Raw genomic sequence first — 20,034 nt, 5'->3', positions numbered from 1 at the left:
GAAAGCGAATGTAAACGTGCAGGATGACGCGTGAGAGTTCACAGGCTGGATATTCTTTTCTTCAGATGCCCAAAAAACTGATATTCTGATAGGAGTTACACGGTAACGTTGAGAGCGCAATGAAATATCAACAACTTGAAAACCTTGAAAGCGGCTGGAAATGGAAGTATCTGGTGAAGAAGCACCGCGAAGGGGAGTTGATTACCCGGTACGTGGAAGCCAGTGCTGCCAAAGAAGCCGTTGATTTGTTGCTAACCCTCGAAAATGAACCGGTTCGGGTAAATGCCTGGATTGAAGAGCATATGAATCCTGCGCTGTTAAACCGTATGAAGCAGACCATACGAGCACGGCGTAAACGACACTTTAATGCCGAGCATCAACATACGCGCAAGAAGTCTATCGATCTGGAGTTTATTGTCTGGCAGCGTCTGGCGGGACTCGCGCAGCGACGTGGCAAAACGCTTTCAGAAACGATTGTGCAGTTGATTGAAGATGCGGAACATAAAGAGAAATACGCCAGCAAGATGTCGACCCTGAAGCAGGATTTGCAGGCATTACTGGGGAAAGAGTAGCGGTTCGTTTCTTCTTTCTTCTGGTTTCAGACGAAAAAAACCCCGCAGTGCGGGGTTTTTTATTAGACGGGAACTTAAGCCTGCGGCTGAGTTACAACGTCTTTAACGCCTTTAACTTCGATCTCAACGCGACGATCCGGGGCCAGGCAGTCGATCAGTGCAGCGCGAGCTTTCACGTTGTCACAGGTGTTGCCAGTAACCGGGTTGGATTCGCCCATACCGCGTGCGGAGATTTTGTCAGCCGGGATACCTTTGGAGATCAGGTAATCAACAACAGACTGAGCACGTTTTTCGGACAGACCCTGGTTGTAAGCGTCGGAACCGATACGGTCAGTGAAGCCCAGAACCACGACGGAACCGTCTTTCGGGTCCAAGTTGCTCAGTTGGCTGTACATCTGATCCAGAGCCTGCTGGCCTTCTGGTTTCAGCGTTGCTTTGTTGAAGTTGAACAGAACGTCAGACTTCAGAGTGAAGTGCTTGGTCTGTACTTCTGGAGCCGGTGCCGGAGCTGGAGCAACCGGAGCTGCTTCTTCCTGCTGGCCGAAACGGTAGGAAACACCAACGCTCAGCAGGCCGTTATCTGGACGACCGCCAACGGTGTTTGCGTCGCCGATGTTGTTAGTCCACTGGTATTCCAGACGGGTAGCGATGTCACGCGTTACAGCGTACTCTACGCCACCAGCGAATACTGGGGAAACACCGGTATCGTGATCTTTGAAGCCAGTGTTGTTCTGAGCGTCTGCGCGCCAAACCATACCACCCAGACGGGTGTAGACATCCAGATCATCAGTGATCGGATAACCCAGTTTAGCAGTCAGCTGAACGCCCTGAGCTTTGAATGCACCGTTTTGAGTGTTGCCTTTGTATGGCATACGACCTAACCAGTCATAACCCATTTCAAAACCAACGTACGGGTTTACCTGATAACCACCGAACGCACCGGCACCCAGTTGGCTTTCATGGGTCGGGCCGTTGTTGTCGATCTGGTTGTTGCCAACATCATGGAACTGAGACCAGCCCAGTTTGGCACCAGTGTACCAGGTGTTATCTTTCGGAGCGGCCTGCGCTACGGTAGCGAAACCAGCCAGTGCCACTGCAATCGCGATAGCTGTCTTTTTCATTTTTTGCGCCTCGTTATCATCCAAAATACGCCATGAATATCTCCAACGAGATAACACGGTTAAATCCTTCACCGGGGGATCAGCTCAATAGTTACTCTACCGATATCTGCGGCTTATGCCGAGCACCCCTGGCGATGTAAAGTCTACAACGTAGTTGAAAACTTACAAGTGTGAACTCCGTCAGGCATATGAAAAAAAAAGGCTTGTATACATAATATTTAACATTTCCTGCTGAGAAATCGCTCAGCGAAAATCGCGGAAACCGCTTCTGACAAGCATTCACACACAAAAAGTATTAAGCTTCAGAGCAGATGAAAGAGCAGAAAAAAAATTCCAGGATAAATCCTAATTTCACTCAATGATATAAATTTGAGTGAATTTTTAGCCCGGAATGGTGTCTCGTGGCATGAGCGTGTGCGCTCACAGGACGCATGATAAATCCCATCGCATTTCCCTCATCTGCCGCTTGCGCAAGCCGGGTGTGTTCTTCTTCGCTAAGCTCATCCGCCAGCCAGCCGATAACGACGCTGTAGTTGCCCGTCCGCAATGCGCGAATCATCGACTCCAGCGTATGGCATGGAGAAAGTTGGCTGATCTGCATCACTTTTGTTAAAGGCAGCCCCGCAGATTGAACCCATTCCCGGCTCAGCTTTTGTTGCGGCGTCAGCCAGAGCTGCCAGCGTGATTGCTGACCTAATTGTTGCAGCAGCGGTAAAAGCAGTAATTGCGTCATCATGGGCTGGTCCTCGCGATAGACCACTTCGCTAATAAGCCCGGCGGTGGTGTTCTCTGAAGAGACGCGCGCAATGCTGCCCGCAGTGGAAGAGAACAACGAAGAACGATTTGCATAGCCTGAAGTGTACATAATCAATCCAGCCCCGTGAGTTACTGTATGGATATACAGTAACCCTGCCGCCAATAAAGATCAACCCTATTTTCGGAAACAGACTCGCAATTTTTATCTGTTGTCACCGTAAAAATGAAATTCATCTTGCTCACTGAGAATAAGTTGCCTATTTTCGTCATTAACGGATCTGTTACTGCAAATCATTCTTTTACTTTATGATTTAAAAGGGATTTTATGAAATTACGTTCCTATGACAAGATCTATAAATCACAAGAATATTTAGCCTCTCTGGGCACGGTTCACTATCGTTCGCTGTTTGGTAGCTACAGCCTGACAATCGAGGATACGGTGTTTGCGATGGTGGCTGAGGGTGAGCTATACCTGCGCGCCTGTGAGCAAAGCGTCGCGTATTGCGTGAAGCATTCCCCCGTCTGGTTAACATTTATGAAACGTGGCCGTCCCGTTATGTTGAATTATTACCGGGTGGATGAAAGCTTATGGCGCGATCAACAACAGCTGGTGCTTTTATCGCAGTATTCGCTGGATGCAGCCATAAAAGAAAAACGTACCCGTTTTTCACAACGTCGATTGAAGAATCTGCCAAACGTGACGTTTCATCTGGAGAACCTTCTGCATGAGGCCGGAATTAATGATGAAAACACATTGCGGATACTCGGCGCAAAAATGTGTTGGCTGCGGCTAAGAGAGAGCAATAAGCTGCTAACGGTGAAAACTCTCTATGCGTTAGAAGGGGCAATCGCTGGCATACATGAAGCGGCGCTCCCGGCGGTACGCCGCCAGGAGCTTGCTGAGTGGGCGCAGTCGCTTATGCCGGAGCACCAGAAGGCGACGGCGTGATTTGCCGCTGTAAACGACCAATCTCAGGCAGTAATGCAATGAGCAGGCCGACTTGTTGCACCACCAGGGGTTCTTTACTGTCTGGTTTTGGCTCCAGGTGCTGAATCCGCTCTTTCAGGCTTGCCAGCTCCTGGTGAACACGCTGTTCATCGGCGGGTTGATGGTGAAGCGCATCATCGACATAACACACAGCATCATCCAGCAGCGCCAGGACATCCGGGTTGGTGAGCTGTTCGCGATGCGCGCCCAGAGCAGAGATATAGCTGGTAAAGGTATGATTGAGGCAGAGTAACCGAAACGCCGCCTCACGAGTTTCGGCAGTGACATCGGGTTCGCTGGACATATTCGACACCACCGAGGCCAGCTCGGCATCACGGTTGTGGGCGTCACGGCGGGCAATGCGGTAGGCCAGCCGGTTATCACGCCCCTGATGATACTGCTCAAGGATCGCGTCCAGGTAGCGGCAGTTCGCATCCGTGGCCCGTTGCAGGACACACGGCAGGTTACGAAAGCGCCAGTCGGGCCAGATAAAGCTGACGGCGGCCCACGCGATCGCACAGCCGATCAGCGTATCGATCACGCGCGGCAAGGCAACTTCGAAGCCTTCACCCAGCAGGTTAAAACAGAGTAGCACCAGCAGGGTGATGAACATCGTCGCATGGGCATACTGTACGTTTCGAAAAGCAAAAAACAGTACGCCGGTGATAACCAGCAGTATCAACTGGCCTTCAAGCGAGGGGACAAACCACAAGATTGGTATACCAATGGCGACGCCGACCAGCGTCCCGATGACCCTCAGCGCCAGCCGGTGCCGCGTGGCGTTATAGTTCGGCTGGCAGACGAACAGGCTGGTGAGCAGGATCCAGTAACCGTGAGTCATGCCGGTAATCTGGATCAGCGCGTAACCGACGCAGAGCACCAGCGACATACGCACCGCGTGGCGAAATAGCGCTGAATCGGGAGTGAAGTTACGGCTCAGACGTAGCCAGATATCACTGAACCCATGAGGACTGTCGTCGGCAAGCAGGTTTTCTGATTCGCTGCGCGGCATTGCCTGCGCCTGCTCGGATTCAATCGTCGCCAGTTGCGCATCAATCGCCCGCAGATTGGACAACAAAAAGCCCAGTGTTTTGAGTAAGTCAGAGGATGCTCCAGCGGCGCGCATACGTTCGAGCGCCGCATCAATATGGGTAAACGCGCGCTCGAAGTGTGGATCATGCTGATAAGGCGTACGCAGTAATATACAGCGTGAGAGCTGCATACAGGCTTGCCCCTGCATCGACATCAGGCGCTGGAAACGGAACATCACGTCGCTGTGGCGGAAATGATCGCGCAACGTCTGATACTGAATATGCGATGAGCTTGCACGCTCGTGAATATCCTGCGCGACAAAATAGTAGTGCAGCGTGCGGCGGGTTCCTCGTTGCCCCCGGTCGCCGCGTAAGCGGGTAAGAAGAGAGACTTTCGTCTGATTCAGCGTCGCCATCAGTTGTCCGTTGGCCAGCGCTAAATCATACAGCGGCGCCTGGCTTTCATCCTCGATATCCGGGTCAAACAAGCGCGACTTTAACTCCAGGTAGCGTGCCAGCTGTTCGTAGCTGCGCGCCAGATTATCCTGCAAGGGGCGAATCGGGAAGAGCAGATGCCCGGTCAGCGTCAGCAGGTTGTACCATACGGCGCCAGCAAGGAGCAGAATGGGCTGTTGATACCACTGGTCGTAAAGCGAGGTGCCCAGCATCGTGTAAATAGCGATAAGCAGCGCCCCGAAAGCAATGGTGGCGTAACGCTGCCCTAAACCGCCGAGCAGAATAAATCCGCTGGTAGAGAGCGTTAATCCAATTGCAAACAGCCACGGCCAGGGAAAGAGCAGTTCCACGGAAGCGGAGGCGATAAAAAAACAGATTAATGTGATGATTAAATTGCGCAGACGCCCGGTGAGACGGTCATCCAGATCGGTCAGGGCGGCGGCGACCATACCGAGCGTTAACGGTATGGTGAGTTTGACATCGCCCAACCACCAGGGCAGGGCCGTTGTGCCGCATAGCGCGATAAAAATGCGAACGTAATACAGCCAGGTGCTGTTCCAGGTATAGCGTTTGAGCAAGGGACTTAACATAAAGGCCATCAGTCCTGATTACTCAAAGCGGCGACGCGCACTGGCTTCACGCGCCGCGCGAGCTGTCTCTACGGAAACCACGCGACGCCCTACCGGCCAGAGCGCAATGGCGGCGATTTTAAAATTCGCGATGCCGACGGGAATGCCGATGATCGTAATGCATTGCGCAATGCCGGAGGCAATGTGCATCAGGCAGAGCCACCAGCCAAAGACGATCAGCCAGAAAACATTGAGTACCGTACCGCCGGTATTCAACAGCGTGCTTTTCCCTGCCGGGTTCAGCTCGTCAACATGAACGGCCTCATTGCCGTAGGGAAGCAGCGAAAGTTTTGTAATCTCCCAGCATGAGCGGGTTAACGGTAATGTGAAAATGAGCACGATGCTGACGAGCGTCGCCAGCAGCCAGGCCAGAGTGGTGGCAAAACCACCCAATACAAAATTTAAAATATTCAGAACAGTACGCATAAACCCTCGGCTAACTCTGGTTTTCTGTGATTGCAGGCAATTGTAACGTTTTTTTGGGCTGGAGCACGTTTTCTCTGGCGGTTACACTGACAAGAAATACTCTTCGTCTGGATTCGCTGAGTCATGGAACTGAAAGCAACTTCTCTTGGAAAACGTCTGGCGCAACACCCGTACGATCGGGCCGTTATTCTCAATGCCGGTATTAAAGTCTCGGGCGATCGCCACGAGTATCTTATTCCATTCAATCAGTTACTGGCTATTCATTGTAAACGGGGGCTGGTGTGGGGGGAGCTTGAGTTTGTCCTCCCGGATGACAAAGTGGTGCGTCTGCACGGTACTGAATGGGCAGAGACGCAGCGTTTTCATCACTACCTGGATGCGCACTGGCAGCGCTGGAGCCAGGAGATGAGCGAGGTGGCGGCCCGGGTTTTACAGGAACAACGGGATCTTATTGCCGAGCGAACCGGAGAAAAACGGTGGTTAACTCGCGAGCAAACGTCAGGATTACAGCAACACATTCGCCGCGCTTTTGCTGCGTTACCGCTGCCGGTTAATCGCCTGGAGGAGTTCGAGAACTGCCGCGATGCCTGGCGTAGCTGTCTGGCATGGTTGAACGATATCGAGGGATGCCGCCAGCAGCATAACCAGGCCTATACCGAGGTGATGCTGACGGAATATGCTGACTTCTTCCAGAACATTGAGTCCTCGCCGCTGAATCCGGCGCAGGCCAGAGCAGTGGTCAATGGTGAACATGCTTTGCTGGTGCTTGCGGGAGCCGGGAGCGGTAAGACGTCTGTGCTGGTCGCGCGCGCAGGCTGGCTGTTAGCCAGGGGGGAAGCGGCGGCTGAGCAAATTCTGCTGCTGGCCTTTGGCCGCAAGGCCGCAGAAGAGATGGACGAACGCATTCGTGAAAGATTGCATACGGACGCGATCACCGCCCGTACGTTCCACGCCCTGGCGCTGCATATCATTCAGCAGGGGAGTAAGAAAGTCCCGACCATCAGCAAACTGGAAAACGACGCTGCCGCGCGACATAAACTGTTCATCAAAACCTGGCGTCAGCAGTGCAGCGAGAAAAAAGCGCAGGCGAAAGGGTGGCGGCAGTGGCTGGAAGAGGAAATGCAATGGCCGCTGCCTGAGGGCAATTTCTGGGATGATGAAAAGCTACAGCGCCGTCTGGCCTCCCGGCTGGACCGTTGGGTGAGCCTGATGCGAATGCATGGCGGCGCTCAGGCTGAGATGATCGCCAGTGCGCCTGAGGAGATTCGCGATCTGTTCAGTAAGCGCATCAAATTGATGGCGCCGTTGCTGAAAGCGTGGAAAGGCGCGCTGAAAGAGGAAAACGCCGTCGATTTCTCCGGGCTTATCCACCAGGCGATCGTTATCCTGGAAAAGGGGCGTTTTATCAGTCCCTGGAAACATATTCTGGTGGACGAATTTCAGGATATCTCCCCGCAGCGTGCGGCGTTGCTGGCGGCGCTGCGCAAACAAAATTCGCATACCACGCTGTTTGCCGTTGGCGATGACTGGCAGGCGATTTACCGTTTCAGCGGGGCGCAGCTCTCTTTAACGACCGCGTTTCATCACTCTTTTGGCGAGGGCGATCGCTGTGACCTCGATACAACCTACCGTTTTAACGGGCGCATTGGCGAAATCGCCAATCGTTTTATCCAACAAAATCCGCATCAGCTCAAAAAGCCGCTTAACAGTCTGACGGCGGGCGATAAGAAAGCGGTAACGTTACTGGATGAAAACCAGCTGGATGCCTTGCTGGATAAGCTTTCAGGATATGCGAAAGAGGATGAGCGCATTCTGGTGCTGGCGCGCTACCACCATCTGAAGCCAGCCAGTCTTGAAAAAGCGGCGACCCGTTGGCCTAAGCTGCAACTGGATTTTATGACCATCCATGCCAGTAAGGGCCAGCAGGCTGACTATGTGATTATTGTCGGGCTACAGGAAGGCAGTGATGGTTTCCCGGCGCCTGCGCGCGAGTCGATTATGGAAGAAGCATTATTGCCGCAGGTGGAGGATTTCCCGGATGCGGAAGAGCGGCGACTGTTGTATGTGGCGCTGACGCGCGCCCGGCATCGGGTCTGGCTGTTATTTAACAAAGAGAATCCGTCGCGCTTTGTGGACGATCTTAAGCATCTGGACGTGCCGGTGGCGAGGAAGCCTTAAGAGCAGGCGGCTTGTGCCGCCTGTGGGAGCGTTATTTCAGGCGTTCAGCCAGGTAACGTTGATAATCCGGGATCAGGATATCCACGGCATCGTTAAAATGGGGAGACTGGACAATAAAGTCAGCCGTAGACGCGTTGGTGGCGACCGGAATGTTCCACACCGTAGCCAGACGCAGGAGCGCCTTCACATCTGGATCGTGCGGAACGGCATTGAGCGGGTCCCAGAAGAAAATCAGCACATCAATCTTCCCTTCAGAGATCAGGGCGCCGACCTGCTGATCGCCGCCCATCGGGCCGCTCAGCATCGCGTTAACGTTCATACCCGTGGCGCGTTGAATTAAGTTTCCGGTTGTGCCTGTGGCATAAAGCTCGTGCTTTTCCAGCAGCGGCTGGTGGCGTTCCACCCAGCTCATTAACATCTGTTTGCAGTGGTCGTGCGCCACCAGAGCAATGTGTTTGCGCGCAGGCAAGGTGCGAGTCGTCAGTTCCATAGTTCAATTCCGTAGTTAACCTTGCTACAGAGTACTGGAAGCGCTTGACGCTGCAAGAGAAAGACGAAAAAAATGCGCGCCGACTCGTCATACTCGCCAGCGTCGACATAAAATGTCAGGAGGGCGGTTGTTTTTCCGCCCATTGCAGGAAGTTATTACGCGTTTGCGGATCGGCTTGTTTGAACCAGTATTTGAGTCGTTGCTCCGTGAGTGCCTGAGACTGCGGCGGAACGGCGTCCAGCTCAGAGATCCCGGAAAGCAGCGTGCTGTCATCGGCCATCATCGTGGCGAACTGCGGCAAGGAGGCGCGTTTATCGGCTTTGTTGTAGCGCTCGGTTTCGGTTTCGTAATCAATGATTTTGGCGGTCGAGGTGATTGCCAGAATATCCAGTTTGACCGGAATCGGCATCGCGTCGCCGTCCAGCAGTTCCAGACGCGGCGTGGTGGAAAAATGCGCGGCTTCTCGTTCGGTTTCCAGATGCGGAAGATGAAAATTGACCTGGCTGATGAGTTGCGTGTTAAAGCTGATCACCAGCGGGGGAGAAATGTAGAGTCGTTCCTCGTGGCTGGACAGGCGAATGGTTTTCTCAACGCGAAACACAAGCTGATGCGGGCCGTTGTCCAGTTCGATGCTGTCCGCGCCGCGCAGCAATGAACTGGAGACTTTTTTGCCGTCTAACACTAAAAGGTCAATGTCATTTGAAAGACGAAGGGTCGTGGCAAAGGCGGTTACCGGCAAATACAGAACGAATAACATGGTTATAATGCCGGTTTTCATAGGGTTCTCCTGTCCAAAAACCGCCCGGTTAATAATGTATCAAAATTTTTCGCTAATCATGTTTACTAACATATAGACATATTTTTAGCTTTTGCTCTCATACGTCCGTATGGGATGAATGGTTGCAATGTCAGGTTTGTCGTACACTTTGCAAAACAGCCTGGAGAAAGATGATGAAAGAGACCGATATCGCTGGCATTTTGACGTCCACACGTACCATCGCGCTGGTGGGGGCAAGTGATAAGCCCGAGCGCCCAAGTTACCGTGTGATGAAATATTTACTCGACCAGGGCTACCACGTTATTCCTGTCTCGCCGAAGGTGGCCGGAACCACGTTGTTGGGGCAGAAAGGCTATGCGAAGCTGACGGACATACCGGAAAGGGTCGATATGGTTGATGTCTTCCGTAATTCAGAAGCCGCATGGGGCGTCGCGCAGGAAGCTATCGCCATTGGCGCGAGGACCTTATGGATGCAACTGGGCGTAATTAATGAGCAGGCCGCCGTGCTGGCGCGAAATGCGGGATTGAAAGTCGTGATGGATCGCTGTCCGGCAATAGAGATTCCGCGTTTAGGGCTGGCGAAATAAGGGCTCAGACATAGCGTGTAAGCCCGATAAGCGTCGCGCTATCGGGCATTTTACGTTGAATCAGTTGCGCAGACGCGGCGCTTGCAGCTGTTTGCGAATAGTGCGCGCCAGTTCATCCATCGAGGGTTGCTCGGGATGCTCATCTTGCGTTTCACTGCTTAACTGGGCTTCAGCCAGATAGGTATGTACAGGCTGGCCTTCATCATCTTCCATCACCACGTGATACCAGGGAGCGGCGCGAAGTTCGTCGTTAACCGCCAGCTCATCAGGTGACGGTTCATCAAGCGAATATTCCGGGTCGATATCCACGACCACTCCGAGGTAACCTAACAGGGAATGGCGGACCTGCTGGCCGATACCGAATTTGCTGGCAATCATAGTCACCTCCCGGGAAATAGATACTCTCAATATGAGGGTAACATTCCACTTTTCAAGTTACATGACGCGACAGGCAAACCCTTTCAGATACAGCCCTTCCGGGTAGGTAGCGATCACCGGATGATCGGCAGCCTGACGGAACTGCTCTATAAATTGTACATCACGACCGGCATCTATTGCGGCATCTGCAATGATTTTCTGAAATAAATCTGTGGTCATCAGGCCGGAACAGGAGAACGTCAACAGCACGCCGCCCGGATTCAACAACTGGATAGCCAGCATGTTGATATCTTTATAGCCGCGACAGGCCCCCATCAGCTGGCTTTTATTTTCGACGAACTTCGGTGGGTCCATCACGATGACGTCGAATTTCTCTCCACGATCGCGACAGGTGCGCAGCAGTTTGAACACATCGTCACGCACAAACTCGGCTTTGCTCAGATCCAGTTTGTTCAGCTCAACGTTTTGCTTCGCGATATCCAGCGCTTCCTGCGATGTATCAACGCTCACCACCTGACGGCAACCGCCCATCAGTGCCGACACGGCAAAACCGCCGGTATAGGAGAAGCAGTTCAGCACGCGCTGGTTTTCCACATAGCGACGCGTCGCCAGGCGGCTGTCACGCTGATCGAGGTAATAGCCTGTCTTATGACCCCCCTGAATATCTACCAGCAGCTTCATGCCATGCTCTTCAATGGGCAGCAGGGCCGGCGGCAGTTCGCCAGTGACAGGCCCTTGGGTGAGTTCCATTCCCTCTTTTTTACGCACGGCGACGTCGCTGCGGTCGTAGATCGCACATTCGGGATACTGCGTTTGCAATGCGCTGATCAGCGCGGCGCGTTGATATTCCGCACCTGCGCTCAATAGTTGCAGAACCAGGAAGTTACCGAAGCGGTCGATAGTGATGCCCGGCAAACCATCGGATTCACCGGCGATCAGACGGTAGCTGTCCAGCCCGTCTTTTTTCGCCAGCCAGTCGCGCCACTGTTGCGCCTGGTGCAGACGACGAGTGAAGAACGCAATGTCGATGGATTCCGCCTGATCGAATGTCCAGACGCGTGCACGAATTTGCGAGGCGGGAGAATAGGCGCCGCGCGCTAACCATTTACCCTGATGGTCAACAATATCGATGGTTTCACCGAGGCTGGCTTTACCTTCCATTCGGGCTACGGCACCGGAAAAGACCCACGGATGGCGACGAAGTAAAGATTTTTCGCGCCCTTTGGCTAACACTAAACGTACACTCATAATTTGCTATTCTGTCGAATCAAAGAAATGGGCGCCATTGTCCTGAGTTTTGCGAGGATTTGCAACGCGCCCCGCGATGATAAGGAGCACAACAATGTCGAAAGTTTGCATAATCGCCTGGGTACACGGTCGGGTTCAGGGCGTTGGTTTTCGCTATACCACGCAGCATGAAGCGCAGCGCCTGGGGCTGACGGGCTATGCGCGCAATCTGGATGATGGAAGCGTGGAGGTGGTGGCCTGTGGCGAAAGTGAACAGGTGGATAAACTGATGAAGTGGCTGAAGGATGGCGGGCCGCGTAGCGCCAGGGTAGACAGGGTTCTGAGTGAGCCACATCGCCCTGGCGAGGAGTTAACAGGTTTCAGTATCCGCTATTAAATACATTTCACCGGTTTAGGCAGGCCAGCAATCTTCGTTGCCTGCTTTGCCGGGCCTTTCGGAAACAGGCGATACAGGTAGCGGCTGTTGCCTTTTTCTTCGCCAAACTTATTCGCCATTGCTTTCACCAGCATGCGGATGGCCGGAGACGTATTAAACTCCAGGTAGAAATCACGCACAAAACGCACCACTTCCCAGTGTTCAGGAGAGAGGGTAATACCTTCCTTTTCAGCAATAGTGACTGCCAGAGGCTCGCTCCATTCCGCCGTCTCTTTTAAATAGCCTTCGCTATCCGTACTGATTTCTTTGCCTTCAAAGATCAACATAAATTCTTCACAGCGTTAGTCAAACTGGCGCCAGTTTACCAAAAAAACAAAGCCCCGCATAAGCGGGGCCTGGTTAATGCGTTCTTATATCTTAATCGCGGCTGGCGAAGCCCAGAATGCTCAGCAGGCTGACGAAGATATTGTACAGCGAGACATACAGGCTGACCGTTGCGCGAATGTAGTTCGTCTCACCGCCACGGATGATGTTGCTGGTCTCGAACAGGATTGCCCCGGAAGAGATCAGGATAAACACCGCGCTGATGGCCAGATGCAGCGCAGGCAGTTGCAGGAAGATATTCGCAACCATGCCAATCAGCACCACAACGATACCCGCCATCAGCATACCGCCCAGGAAGGACATATCTTTACGCGTTGTCAGGACATAAGCGGAGCAGCAGAAGAAGACCAGTGCCGTACCGCCCAGCGCCATGCCGATAACATCGCCCATACCCGCTGAGAGGTAGGCGTTGAGAATCGGGCCAAGAATGTAGCCCAGGAAGCCGGTAAAGGCGAACGCCGACAGGATACCGGTGGGTTTATTCGCCGTTTTATAGGTCAGGAACATCAGACCGTACATGCCTACCAGCGTCAGAATGAGACCCGGAGACGGCAGCATCAGTACCGTACTGGCGGTGGCGGTGATCGCAGAGAACGCCAGCGTCAGGCTCAGCAGGAAATAGGTATTGCGCAGCACTTTATGGGTGCTGAGTAGCGATGTGCGGTCGCGTGAAGAAGTAATAATACGATCCATGAGTCACTCTCTTATGACAGATGTAGTTAGCGAAAGAGGATAATAAAACCGCTGATAATCACACAGCGGTTTTACCCATCTTTACGCATTTGATCTCTAACAGGTTAAGCATGTTATTTCAGGCGTTGTCGCGAAACTCACCCGACATAAAACGTGACGGGAGAGAAGAGGCGGCAGTAAAGGTTGATGATGAGCGCATAATAAAAGAGGCGCAACGGAACATTTGCCGCCGGGCCTCTTTTTATGCTGAATAAATGGTCAATTTGTTGTTATTTCAGGCTATTAACAGCTTTTTGCCTGTTTTTCAGGCAAACGAACACATTCGGGCTTTACACGGCGCATTGGGATGTTTATAGTGCGCCTCATTCAGGAAGTGTGGCCGAGCGGTTGAAGGCACCGGTCTTGAAAACCGGCGACCCGAAAGGGTTCCAGAGTTCGAATCTCTGCGCTTCCGCCAGATTAAACAAGGGGTTACCGAAAGGTAGCCCCTTTGTTTTTGTGTCAAAGAATATCGTATCCCGCTTCTTTCAGATCATGCCGAACCCCGGATAACAAAAGCTATCCGGGGTTTTCTTTTCCCTGGTGTGGGCGATTATTGTGCGTCGGCCAGTGTTAAAGAGGCGTCTTCCTGCTGAGTGTTCTTACGCTGTTGCTCAAGTTCCAGCGCGCCGCGATGAGAGAGATAGCAGAACAGAATGCAGCAGACGATCCCGCCCATCAGCAGATAGAAACCGCCGTGCCAGCCCATTTTATCCACCATCACGCCAAACAGGCTGGTGCCTAACGAGGCGCCAAAGATGTAGCTCATAAATCCGCGTAAGCCAACGGCTGAACCTACGGCAAAGCTGGGAACAATTTCCATCGTCTGGACGGAGGCCAGAAACTGCGGGACGTAAATCAGGCAGCCAACAATCGCCGCGAAAACCGTCACCATCAGCAGAGATTCACTTTTCCAGTAACCGATCAGGCAGACGAAGATCAGCGCCATACAGATCATGGCTAACGGCATCCGACGTCCTTTGAACAGTTTGTCGGAGAGCCAGCCGGCCAGCAGGGTAGAAGGAATGGCCGCCCATTCAAAAAACAGGAAGGCGACGCTCATCTGTTCCTTGGAAAAGTGTTTCACCGTCAGCAGGTAGATAGGCAACCAGCTGATCATGCCGAAGCGCACCATATAGACGAACACGTCCACAAGGGAGACATACCAGGCGTTTTTGTTACGCAGCACGTACGTGCAGAAGATCTGGAATGCGCTCATGTTCTCCGGCGCTTTTACGGCGTGTCTGGTCTTTAGCACCACTTTCTCTTCCGGCATCATCTCTTCCAGCGCAGGCAGGCCCTCCTCACGCGGCGAGCCTTTACCAAGCAGCAGTACAATCAGGGCGAAAACCACCGCCACGCAGGCCGGAACAATGTAGCTGGCGCTCTGCCAGTGTTCACTGCCGAGGATTGCAAACGCGGCACCTACGATCGGGGCGACAATCCCGCCGCCAACGTTATGCGAAATGTTCCAGAACGCCCCCACTCGTCCACGCTCCCGACGCGGGAACCAGTTAGCGATAGTGATAAAAGAGGGGCCGACGCCCATCCCCTGAAACAGGCCGTTCAGGACAACCAGCGCAGCGAAGATCCAGAATGCGGTACTGAACCCCAATCCGACGTTTACGATAGCGCACAGCACCAGGCCGCAGGCCATAAAGACTTTCGGGCTGGCTTTATCTGCGAGGCTGCTCATGACGCCTTTGCTGATTCCGTACGCAATGAGCATACAGCTACTGAGCAAACCGATCTGCGTGGCGCTCAGGTCTAACTGTTCTTTCAGGTAAGGCGTGGATAATGTGAAGTTATTGCGCACAATATAGTACGCCAGATAGCCCAGAAATACGCTAAGCAGCGCCTGCATACGGTATCGACCATAAGTTGCCTGAATTTTCTCAGCAGGAACTTTATTCGCCGATGGCCCTGTTTTAAATATTGATAACATGTCGTCACCTGTATTTTATATTGGTATGAACATCAGGAGTATTCGGCATGAAGAGTGAAATAAGCGGCCATGAAACTCAAGTCGATGAAATGTGTCAAAATTGACTCAAAATGATGAATTGAAAGGTTATTTTTGACACGTTTTGAATGAGTGAAATGCGGCGTAATTAATCAGACGCTGGTTTTATGTCTGGCTTGTGCGGATATTAACAAATTCCACATTCATTATCTGGTAATCTTTGCTGGTATTTTCGGATGCCAGCACGAATATTTTTACGATAGTGGTTATTCATCCGCTAATTGTCACAAACGGGTAAGTTTTGTCTCAACGCTATTTTTTCGATATCTCAATATTTATGAACGGGATCACAAACATGTTTCTTCGTCGGGGCGGGATGGTTAGCAAAACGTTCGCGTTGCTGCTGCTGACCGCGTTGTTCAGACCCTGTGCGGCGCAAAGCAATGAACTGGTGATGGCGACAACATTTTCCCCCAGCGCCACCGCGTGGATTATCCAGCGCTGGCAGACGGAGCCGGGGTCGGTGATGATCCGCACGCTCAATCGCACCAGCGCCTCGCTGGAACAGTTGCTTGATACGGCAAATGCGGAAAACGTTGATCTGATTCTGACCTCGTCGCCGATGTTGCTTCAGCATCTTCAGGAACATCAAAAACTGGCGCCGTTCAACGGTGCGCCGTCAGTCAGTCAACATCTGGTGCCGGAATCCATCCGTTCAACCTCCGTTGCCGTGGCTATCTCGGGATTCGGTTTGCTGATTAATCGCTCGGCGCTGACTGCACGGCATCTGCCTTCGCCAACGGACTGGGACGACCTGACCGATCCCAGATATCAGGGGGCGCTGCTGATGAGCAGCCCATCGCGCTCGGATACCAACCACCTGATGGTGGAGGCGCTGTTGCAACAAAAAGGCTGGGCGCAGGGATGGGAAACGTTGTTGGCGAGTGCGGGAAACCTCGTGACGATTTCATCACGCAGCTTTGGCGTGGCGGATAAAATAAAAAGCGGGCTGGGCGTGGCCGGCCCGGTGATTGATAACTATGCCAATCTGTTGCTGAACGATCCTCATCTGGCCTTTACCTACTTTCCGCAGTCGGCCGTTTCGCCTACCTATGTTGCGGTACTCAAAAACAGCCAGCATGCCAGCGAAGCGCGGCGTTTTATTCGCTATCTGTTAAGCCCGGAAGGGCAGCGGATCCTCGCTGACGCCAATACGGGGAAATATCCGGTTACGCCGCTGGCGGCAGGAAACCCACGGGCAGCGCAACAGGCGGTACTGATGAATCAACCGCCGTTAAATTATCGGCTGATCCTGAAACGTCAGCGTCTGGTTCAGCGTATGTTTGATACGGCAATCAGCTTTCGTCTCGCCCAGTTGAAAGATGCCTGGCGAGCGCTGCACAGCGCGGAAGCCCGTCTTAAGCGTCCGTTGCCTGAAATACGCGCGCTGTTAACCCGTGTGCCGGTCGATCCGGCAAGCAGCGAAGATGAAGCCTGGCTGGCGCAGTTCGACAATAAGAGCTTTGCGGAGCAGCAAATGATGGAGTGGCAGATCTGGTTTCTCAACAACCAGCGTCAGGCGATCAATAAACTGGAAGAACTGAAATGAAGGGCGGGTCAATGCTGCAACGTCTGCGGCAAATCAGCATCAGCAGCAGTTTACGGGGTGCTTTCCTGATGGGGGCGCTGCTGACGCTGATAGTCAGCAGCGTCAGCCTCTATTCATGGCATGAGCAAAGCTCGCAAATACGCTATTCGCTGGATGAGTATTTTCCCCGCATCCATTCTGCTTTTCTGATTGAAGGGAATCTCAATCTGGTGGTGGATCAGTTGAATGAGTTTTTGCTGGCGCCGAACACTACGGTGCGCCTGCAACTGCGCAACCAGATTATTCAACATCTGGATAGAATCGAGCGGCTGAGCCAGGGGCTGTCACCCGCAGAACGCCAGCAGCTGGCGGTGATTTTGCAGGACAGCCGCGCGCTGCTGTCGGAACTGGATCGCGTGCTCTACAACATGTTTCTGGTACGTGAAAAGGTGGGTGAGCTGTCTGCGCGTATTGACTGGCTTCACGACGATTTCACCACCGAACTGAATTCTCTGGTGCAGGATTTCACCTGGCAACAGGGAACGCTGCTGGATCAGATTGAAGCCCGGCAAGGCGATGCGGCGCAGTATCTGAAACGCTCCCGTGAAGTACAGAACGAGCAGCAGCAGGTCTATACGCTGGCGCGCATCGAGAATCAAATTGTTGACGACCTGCGCGACAGGCTCAATGAACTGAAGTCTGGAAATGATGATGGCATGCTGGTTGAGACGCATATCCGCTATCTCGAAAACCTGAAAAAAACGGCGGATGAAAATATTCGTGCGCTGAATGACTGGCCGAGCACGATTACCCTGCGACAAACCATTGATGAGCTGCTGGAAATTGGCATGGTGAAAAATAAAATGCCGGACACCATGCGCGACTATGTCGCCGCGCAAAAAGCGTTAGTGGATGCCAGCCGCGCCAGAGAAGCGACGCTGGGGCGCTTCAGGACGCTGCTTGAGGCCCAACTGGGCAGCAGTCACCAGCAAATGCAGATGTTTAATCAGCGTATGGAGCAGATTGTCCGCGTTAGCGGCGGGTTGATTCTGGTGGCGACGCTGCTGGCGCTGCTGCTGGCGTGGGTGTTGAACCATTATTTTATCCGTTCGCGGCTGGTGAAACGCTTTACCGCGCTGAATCAGGCGGTGGTGCAGATTGGTTTAGGGCGGACGGATGCCACGATTCCGGTGTATGGGCGGGATGAGCTGGGGCGTATTGCGGGTTTGCTTCGCCACACGCTAGGTCAGCTTAACGCGCAAAAACAGCAACTTGAGCAGGAGATCGCCGAGCGAAAAGCGATTGAGGCCGATCTGCGCGCCACCCAGGACGAGCTGATCCAGACGGCAAAACTGGCGGTGGTCGGGCAGACGATGACCACGCTGGCGCATGAGATCAACCAGCCGCTGAATGCGCTGTCGATGTATCTGTTTACGGCGGGGCGGGCGATTGAACAGGGGCAGACGGAACAGGCGCGAACGACGTTAAGCAAAGCGGAAGGGCTGATTAACCGCATTGACGCGATTATCCGCTCGCTGCGCCAGTTTACCCGTCGTGCTGAACTGGAAACGCCGCTGCATCCGGTTGATTTGCGCCAGACGTTTACGGCGGCGTGGGAACTGCTGGCGATGCGCCATAAGCCTCAGCAGGGGGCGCTCGCGATACCGGATGAAACCGTTTGGGTCAGCGGTGATGAAGTACGCATCCAGCAGGTGCTGGTGAACGTGCTGGCGAATGCGCTCGACGCCTGCCCGAACGCGGCGGCAATTACGGTGAGCTGGCAAATTCAGGGCGACACGCTGTGCGTGTTGATTGCCGACAATGGCCCCGGCTGGCCTGCGGCCTTGCTACCCTCATTACTGAAGCCGTTTACGACCAGTAAAGATGTGGGGCTGGGCATTGGGCTTTCGATTTGTGTTTCGCTGATGACGCAAATGGAAGGCGCGTTGCGCCTGGCGTCCACGTTGACGCGAAATGCCTGCGTGGTGCTGCAATTCAATGTGACGGATGTAAAAGATGTTGAGTAATGAATGTTCGATTCTGCTGATTGATGATGACGCCGATGTGCTTGATGCCTATACACAGCTGCTTGAGCAGGCGGGTTATCACGTCTGTGTCTGCAATAATCCCTTTGATGCGCGGGAGTGGGTGCAGAAGGACTGGCCCGGTATCGTGTTGAGCGATGTCTGCATGCCTGGCTGCTCCGGCATCGATTTGATGACGTTGTTTCATCAGGATGACGAGCAACTGCCGATTCTGCTTATCACCGGGCATGGCGATGTGCCTATGGCGGTGGATGCGGTGAAAAAAGGGGCCTGGGACTTCCTGCAAAAGCCGGTAGACCCGGGCAAGTTACTCTCGCTGGTTGAGGCGGCGTTACGCCATAGGCAATCGGTGATAGCGCGTCGCCAGTACTGCCAGCAGAAGTTGCAGGTTGAGCTAATTGGGCGCAGCCAATGGACGCATCAGTATCGTCAGCGCTTACAGCAACTGGCAGAAACGGATATTGCGGTCTGGCTTTACGGCGAACCGGGAACCGGCCGCATGACCGGCGCGCGCTATTTGCACCAACTGGGGCGTAACGCCGGGGGCCCTTTTATTTACTGCGAACTGACCCCTGACAGTGCCCAAAAACTTAATGAGCTTATCGCGCAGGTTCAGGGCGGGACGCTGGTATTAAGTCACCCGGAGAATCTGACCCGCGAACAGCAGCATCAACTGGTGCAGTTGCAGAGTCTGGAGCGGCGGCCTTTTCGCCTGATCGGTATCGGCAACGCTTCGCTGGTGGAACTGGCGGCCAGCAACCAGATTGTGGCGGAGCTTTATTACTGTTTCGCCATGACGCAAATCGCCTGTCAGCCCCTGTCACAGCGACCTGATGATATCGGGCCGTTGTTCCATCACTATTTGCAGAAAGCCTGTCAGCGGCTGAATCATCCGGTGCCGGAGGTGGATAACGACCTGCTGAAGGGGATGATGCGCCGGGTGTGGCCGAACAACGTCCGTGAACTGGCGAACGCCGCCGAACTGTTTGCCGTGGGGGTATTGCCGCTCGCGGAAACGGCGAATCCACAGATGCACGTCGGTGAGCCGACGCCGCTTGACCAGCGGGTTGAAGACGTTGAACGGCAGATCATCACCGAAGCGCTGAATATCCATCAGGGGCGCATTAACGAAGTGGCAGAGTACCTGCAAATTCCCCGTAAAAAGCTCTATCTCAGAATGAAGAAATATGGCCTGAGTAAAGAGCACTATAAGTTTTAGCGCAGGTCAGGGGAGCGAGATGTGATGTGTGGGGCTATGAATCACCTGTTCCCCTGTAATTAGTTGTGATATTGCGAATGTAAATCAGT

At 53.4% G+C, this 20,034-nt stretch carries 19 protein-coding genes and 1 tRNA gene; 9 read left to right on the top strand and 11 right to left on the bottom strand.

All coding sequences use genetic code 11. The features are described from left to right. Positions 1-119: 119 nt before the first annotated feature. Positions 120-572 (top strand): macrodomain Ter protein MatP, encoded by a 453-nt coding sequence (matP, locus tag OGX84_RS03355; protein ID WP_012132968.1) that lies wholly within the window; start codon positions 120-122, stop codon positions 570-572. A 74-nt stretch (positions 573-646) separates the two neighbouring features. Here the strand turns inward: matP and ompA are convergent, their stop codons facing one another. Together ompA and sulA are read right to left on the bottom strand one after the other, a co-directional pair. Beyond that, positions 647-1,693, bottom strand: a complete 1,047-nt coding sequence (gene ompA / locus OGX84_RS03350) for a porin OmpA (protein ID WP_047463714.1) — start codon at positions 1,691-1,693, stop codon at positions 647-649. 355 nt (positions 1,694-2,048) lie between these two features. Next, entirely contained in the window at positions 2,049-2,558 is a 510-nt protein-coding gene (gene sulA, locus OGX84_RS03345; RefSeq protein ID WP_012132966.1) for an SOS-induced cell division inhibitor SulA, read from the bottom strand. A 216-nt stretch (positions 2,559-2,774) separates the two neighbouring features. Between sulA and OGX84_RS03340 the strand changes: the two genes are divergently transcribed. Beyond that, complete coding sequence (locus OGX84_RS03340; RefSeq protein WP_112002296.1) at positions 2,775-3,398, top strand: TfoX/Sxy family DNA transformation protein; 624 nt, start codon at positions 2,775-2,777, stop codon at positions 3,396-3,398. Here OGX84_RS03340 and yccS read toward each other — a convergent pair. Next, a complete protein-coding gene (gene yccS, locus OGX84_RS03335) occupies positions 3,367-5,514 on the bottom strand; it encodes a YccS family putative transporter (protein ID WP_112002332.1) in 2,148 nt (715 codons plus the stop codon). The two genes, OGX84_RS03340 and yccS, sit on opposite strands and share 32 nt — an antisense overlap. An 18-nt stretch (positions 5,515-5,532) precedes the next feature. Beyond that, positions 5,533-5,979, bottom strand: a complete 447-nt coding sequence (locus tag OGX84_RS03330; RefSeq protein ID WP_012132963.1) for a YccF domain-containing protein — start codon at positions 5,977-5,979, stop codon at positions 5,533-5,535. Positions 5,980-6,102: 123 nt separating this feature from the next. On the opposite strand from OGX84_RS03330, the gene helD reads away from it, so the two are divergent. Further along, complete coding sequence (gene helD / locus OGX84_RS03325) at positions 6,103-8,157, top strand: DNA helicase IV (RefSeq protein WP_112002295.1); 2,055 nt, start codon at positions 6,103-6,105, stop codon at positions 8,155-8,157. Positions 8,158-8,188: 31 nt separating this feature from the next. Here the strand turns inward: helD and mgsA are convergent, their stop codons facing one another. Both mgsA and OGX84_RS03315 read right to left on the bottom strand, forming a co-directional pair. Beyond that, positions 8,189-8,647, bottom strand: a complete 459-nt coding sequence (gene mgsA / locus OGX84_RS03320) for a methylglyoxal synthase (RefSeq protein ID WP_012132960.1) — start codon at positions 8,645-8,647, stop codon at positions 8,189-8,191. A gap of 115 nt (positions 8,648-8,762) precedes the next feature. After that, a complete protein-coding gene (locus OGX84_RS03315; protein WP_012132958.1) occupies positions 8,763-9,425 on the bottom strand; it encodes a DUF2057 family protein in 663 nt (220 codons plus the stop codon). Between the two features lie 173 nt (positions 9,426-9,598). Here OGX84_RS03315 and OGX84_RS03310 point away from each other — a divergent pair, with 173 nt between their 5' ends. After that, complete coding sequence (locus tag OGX84_RS03310) at positions 9,599-10,012, top strand: CoA-binding protein (protein WP_049008447.1); 414 nt, start codon at positions 9,599-9,601, stop codon at positions 10,010-10,012. Between the two features lie 60 nt (positions 10,013-10,072). Here the strand turns inward: OGX84_RS03310 and hspQ are convergent, their stop codons facing one another. Continuing rightward, positions 10,073-10,390: a heat shock protein HspQ gene (gene hspQ, locus OGX84_RS03305; protein ID WP_012132956.1), complete on the bottom strand. Its 318-nt coding sequence runs from the start codon at positions 10,388-10,390 to the stop codon at positions 10,073-10,075. A 57-nt stretch (positions 10,391-10,447) separates the two neighbouring features. Continuing rightward, positions 10,448-11,638, bottom strand: coding sequence for a 23S rRNA (cytosine(1962)-C(5))-methyltransferase RlmI (rlmI, locus tag OGX84_RS03300; protein ID WP_112002294.1), 1,191 nt, complete (start codon positions 11,636-11,638; stop codon positions 10,448-10,450). A gap of 94 nt (positions 11,639-11,732) precedes the next feature. Here rlmI and yccX point away from each other — a divergent pair, with 94 nt between their 5' ends. Next, on the top strand, positions 11,733-12,014 hold the full coding sequence (yccX, locus tag OGX84_RS03295) for an acylphosphatase (protein WP_112002293.1): 282 nt from the start codon (positions 11,733-11,735) through the stop codon (positions 12,012-12,014). On the opposite strand, the gene tusE is transcribed toward yccX, so the two are convergent. Next, positions 12,011-12,340 (bottom strand): sulfurtransferase TusE, encoded by a 330-nt coding sequence (gene tusE / locus OGX84_RS03290; RefSeq protein WP_071258270.1) that lies wholly within the window; start codon positions 12,338-12,340, stop codon positions 12,011-12,013. The genes yccX and tusE overlap by 4 nt on opposite strands. A gap of 91 nt (positions 12,341-12,431) precedes the next feature. Next, positions 12,432-13,091 carry an FtsH protease modulator YccA gene (gene yccA, locus OGX84_RS03285; protein WP_012132952.1) on the bottom strand — a complete coding sequence of 220 codons (660 nt, stop codon included), beginning with the start codon at positions 13,089-13,091 and terminating at the stop codon, positions 12,432-12,434. 369 nt (positions 13,092-13,460) lie between these two features. Here yccA and OGX84_RS03280 point away from each other — a divergent pair. Continuing rightward, positions 13,461-13,548: transfer RNA gene (locus tag OGX84_RS03280), tRNA-Ser, on the top strand. 135 nt (positions 13,549-13,683) lie between these two features. On the opposite strand, the gene pgtP is transcribed toward OGX84_RS03280, so the two are convergent. Next, on the bottom strand, positions 13,684-15,075 hold the full coding sequence (gene pgtP, locus OGX84_RS03275) for a phosphoglycerate transporter PgtP (protein WP_024130464.1): 1,392 nt from the start codon (positions 15,073-15,075) through the stop codon (positions 13,684-13,686). Between the two features lie 394 nt (positions 15,076-15,469). Between pgtP and pgtC the strand changes: the two genes are divergently transcribed. From pgtC to pgtA, 3 genes are read left to right on the top strand one after another with little or no spacing between them, the layout of a single operon-like run. Continuing rightward, on the top strand, positions 15,470-16,702 hold the full coding sequence (gene pgtC, locus OGX84_RS03270) for a phosphoglycerate transport regulator PgtC (RefSeq protein WP_172962719.1): 1,233 nt from the start codon (positions 15,470-15,472) through the stop codon (positions 16,700-16,702). A gap of 11 nt (positions 16,703-16,713) precedes the next feature. Then, positions 16,714-18,708 (top strand): two-component system sensor histidine kinase PgtB, encoded by a 1,995-nt coding sequence (pgtB, locus tag OGX84_RS03265; RefSeq protein WP_370906227.1) that lies wholly within the window; start codon positions 16,714-16,716, stop codon positions 18,706-18,708. Then, positions 18,698-19,945, top strand: a complete 1,248-nt coding sequence (pgtA, locus tag OGX84_RS03260) for a two-component system response regulator PgtA (RefSeq protein WP_071258267.1) — start codon at positions 18,698-18,700, stop codon at positions 19,943-19,945. Before pgtB ends, pgtA begins: the two co-directional genes overlap by 11 nt. The last annotated feature ends 89 nt before the right edge of the window (positions 19,946-20,034 follow it).

Origin of the sequence: Citrobacter sp. CK202 (assembly GCF_030333225.1) — a bacterium.
Lineage (GTDB): Bacteria > Pseudomonadota > Gammaproteobacteria > Enterobacterales > Enterobacteriaceae > Citrobacter_B > Citrobacter_B koseri.
This window is presented reverse-complemented; position numbering and strand designations above follow the sequence as displayed.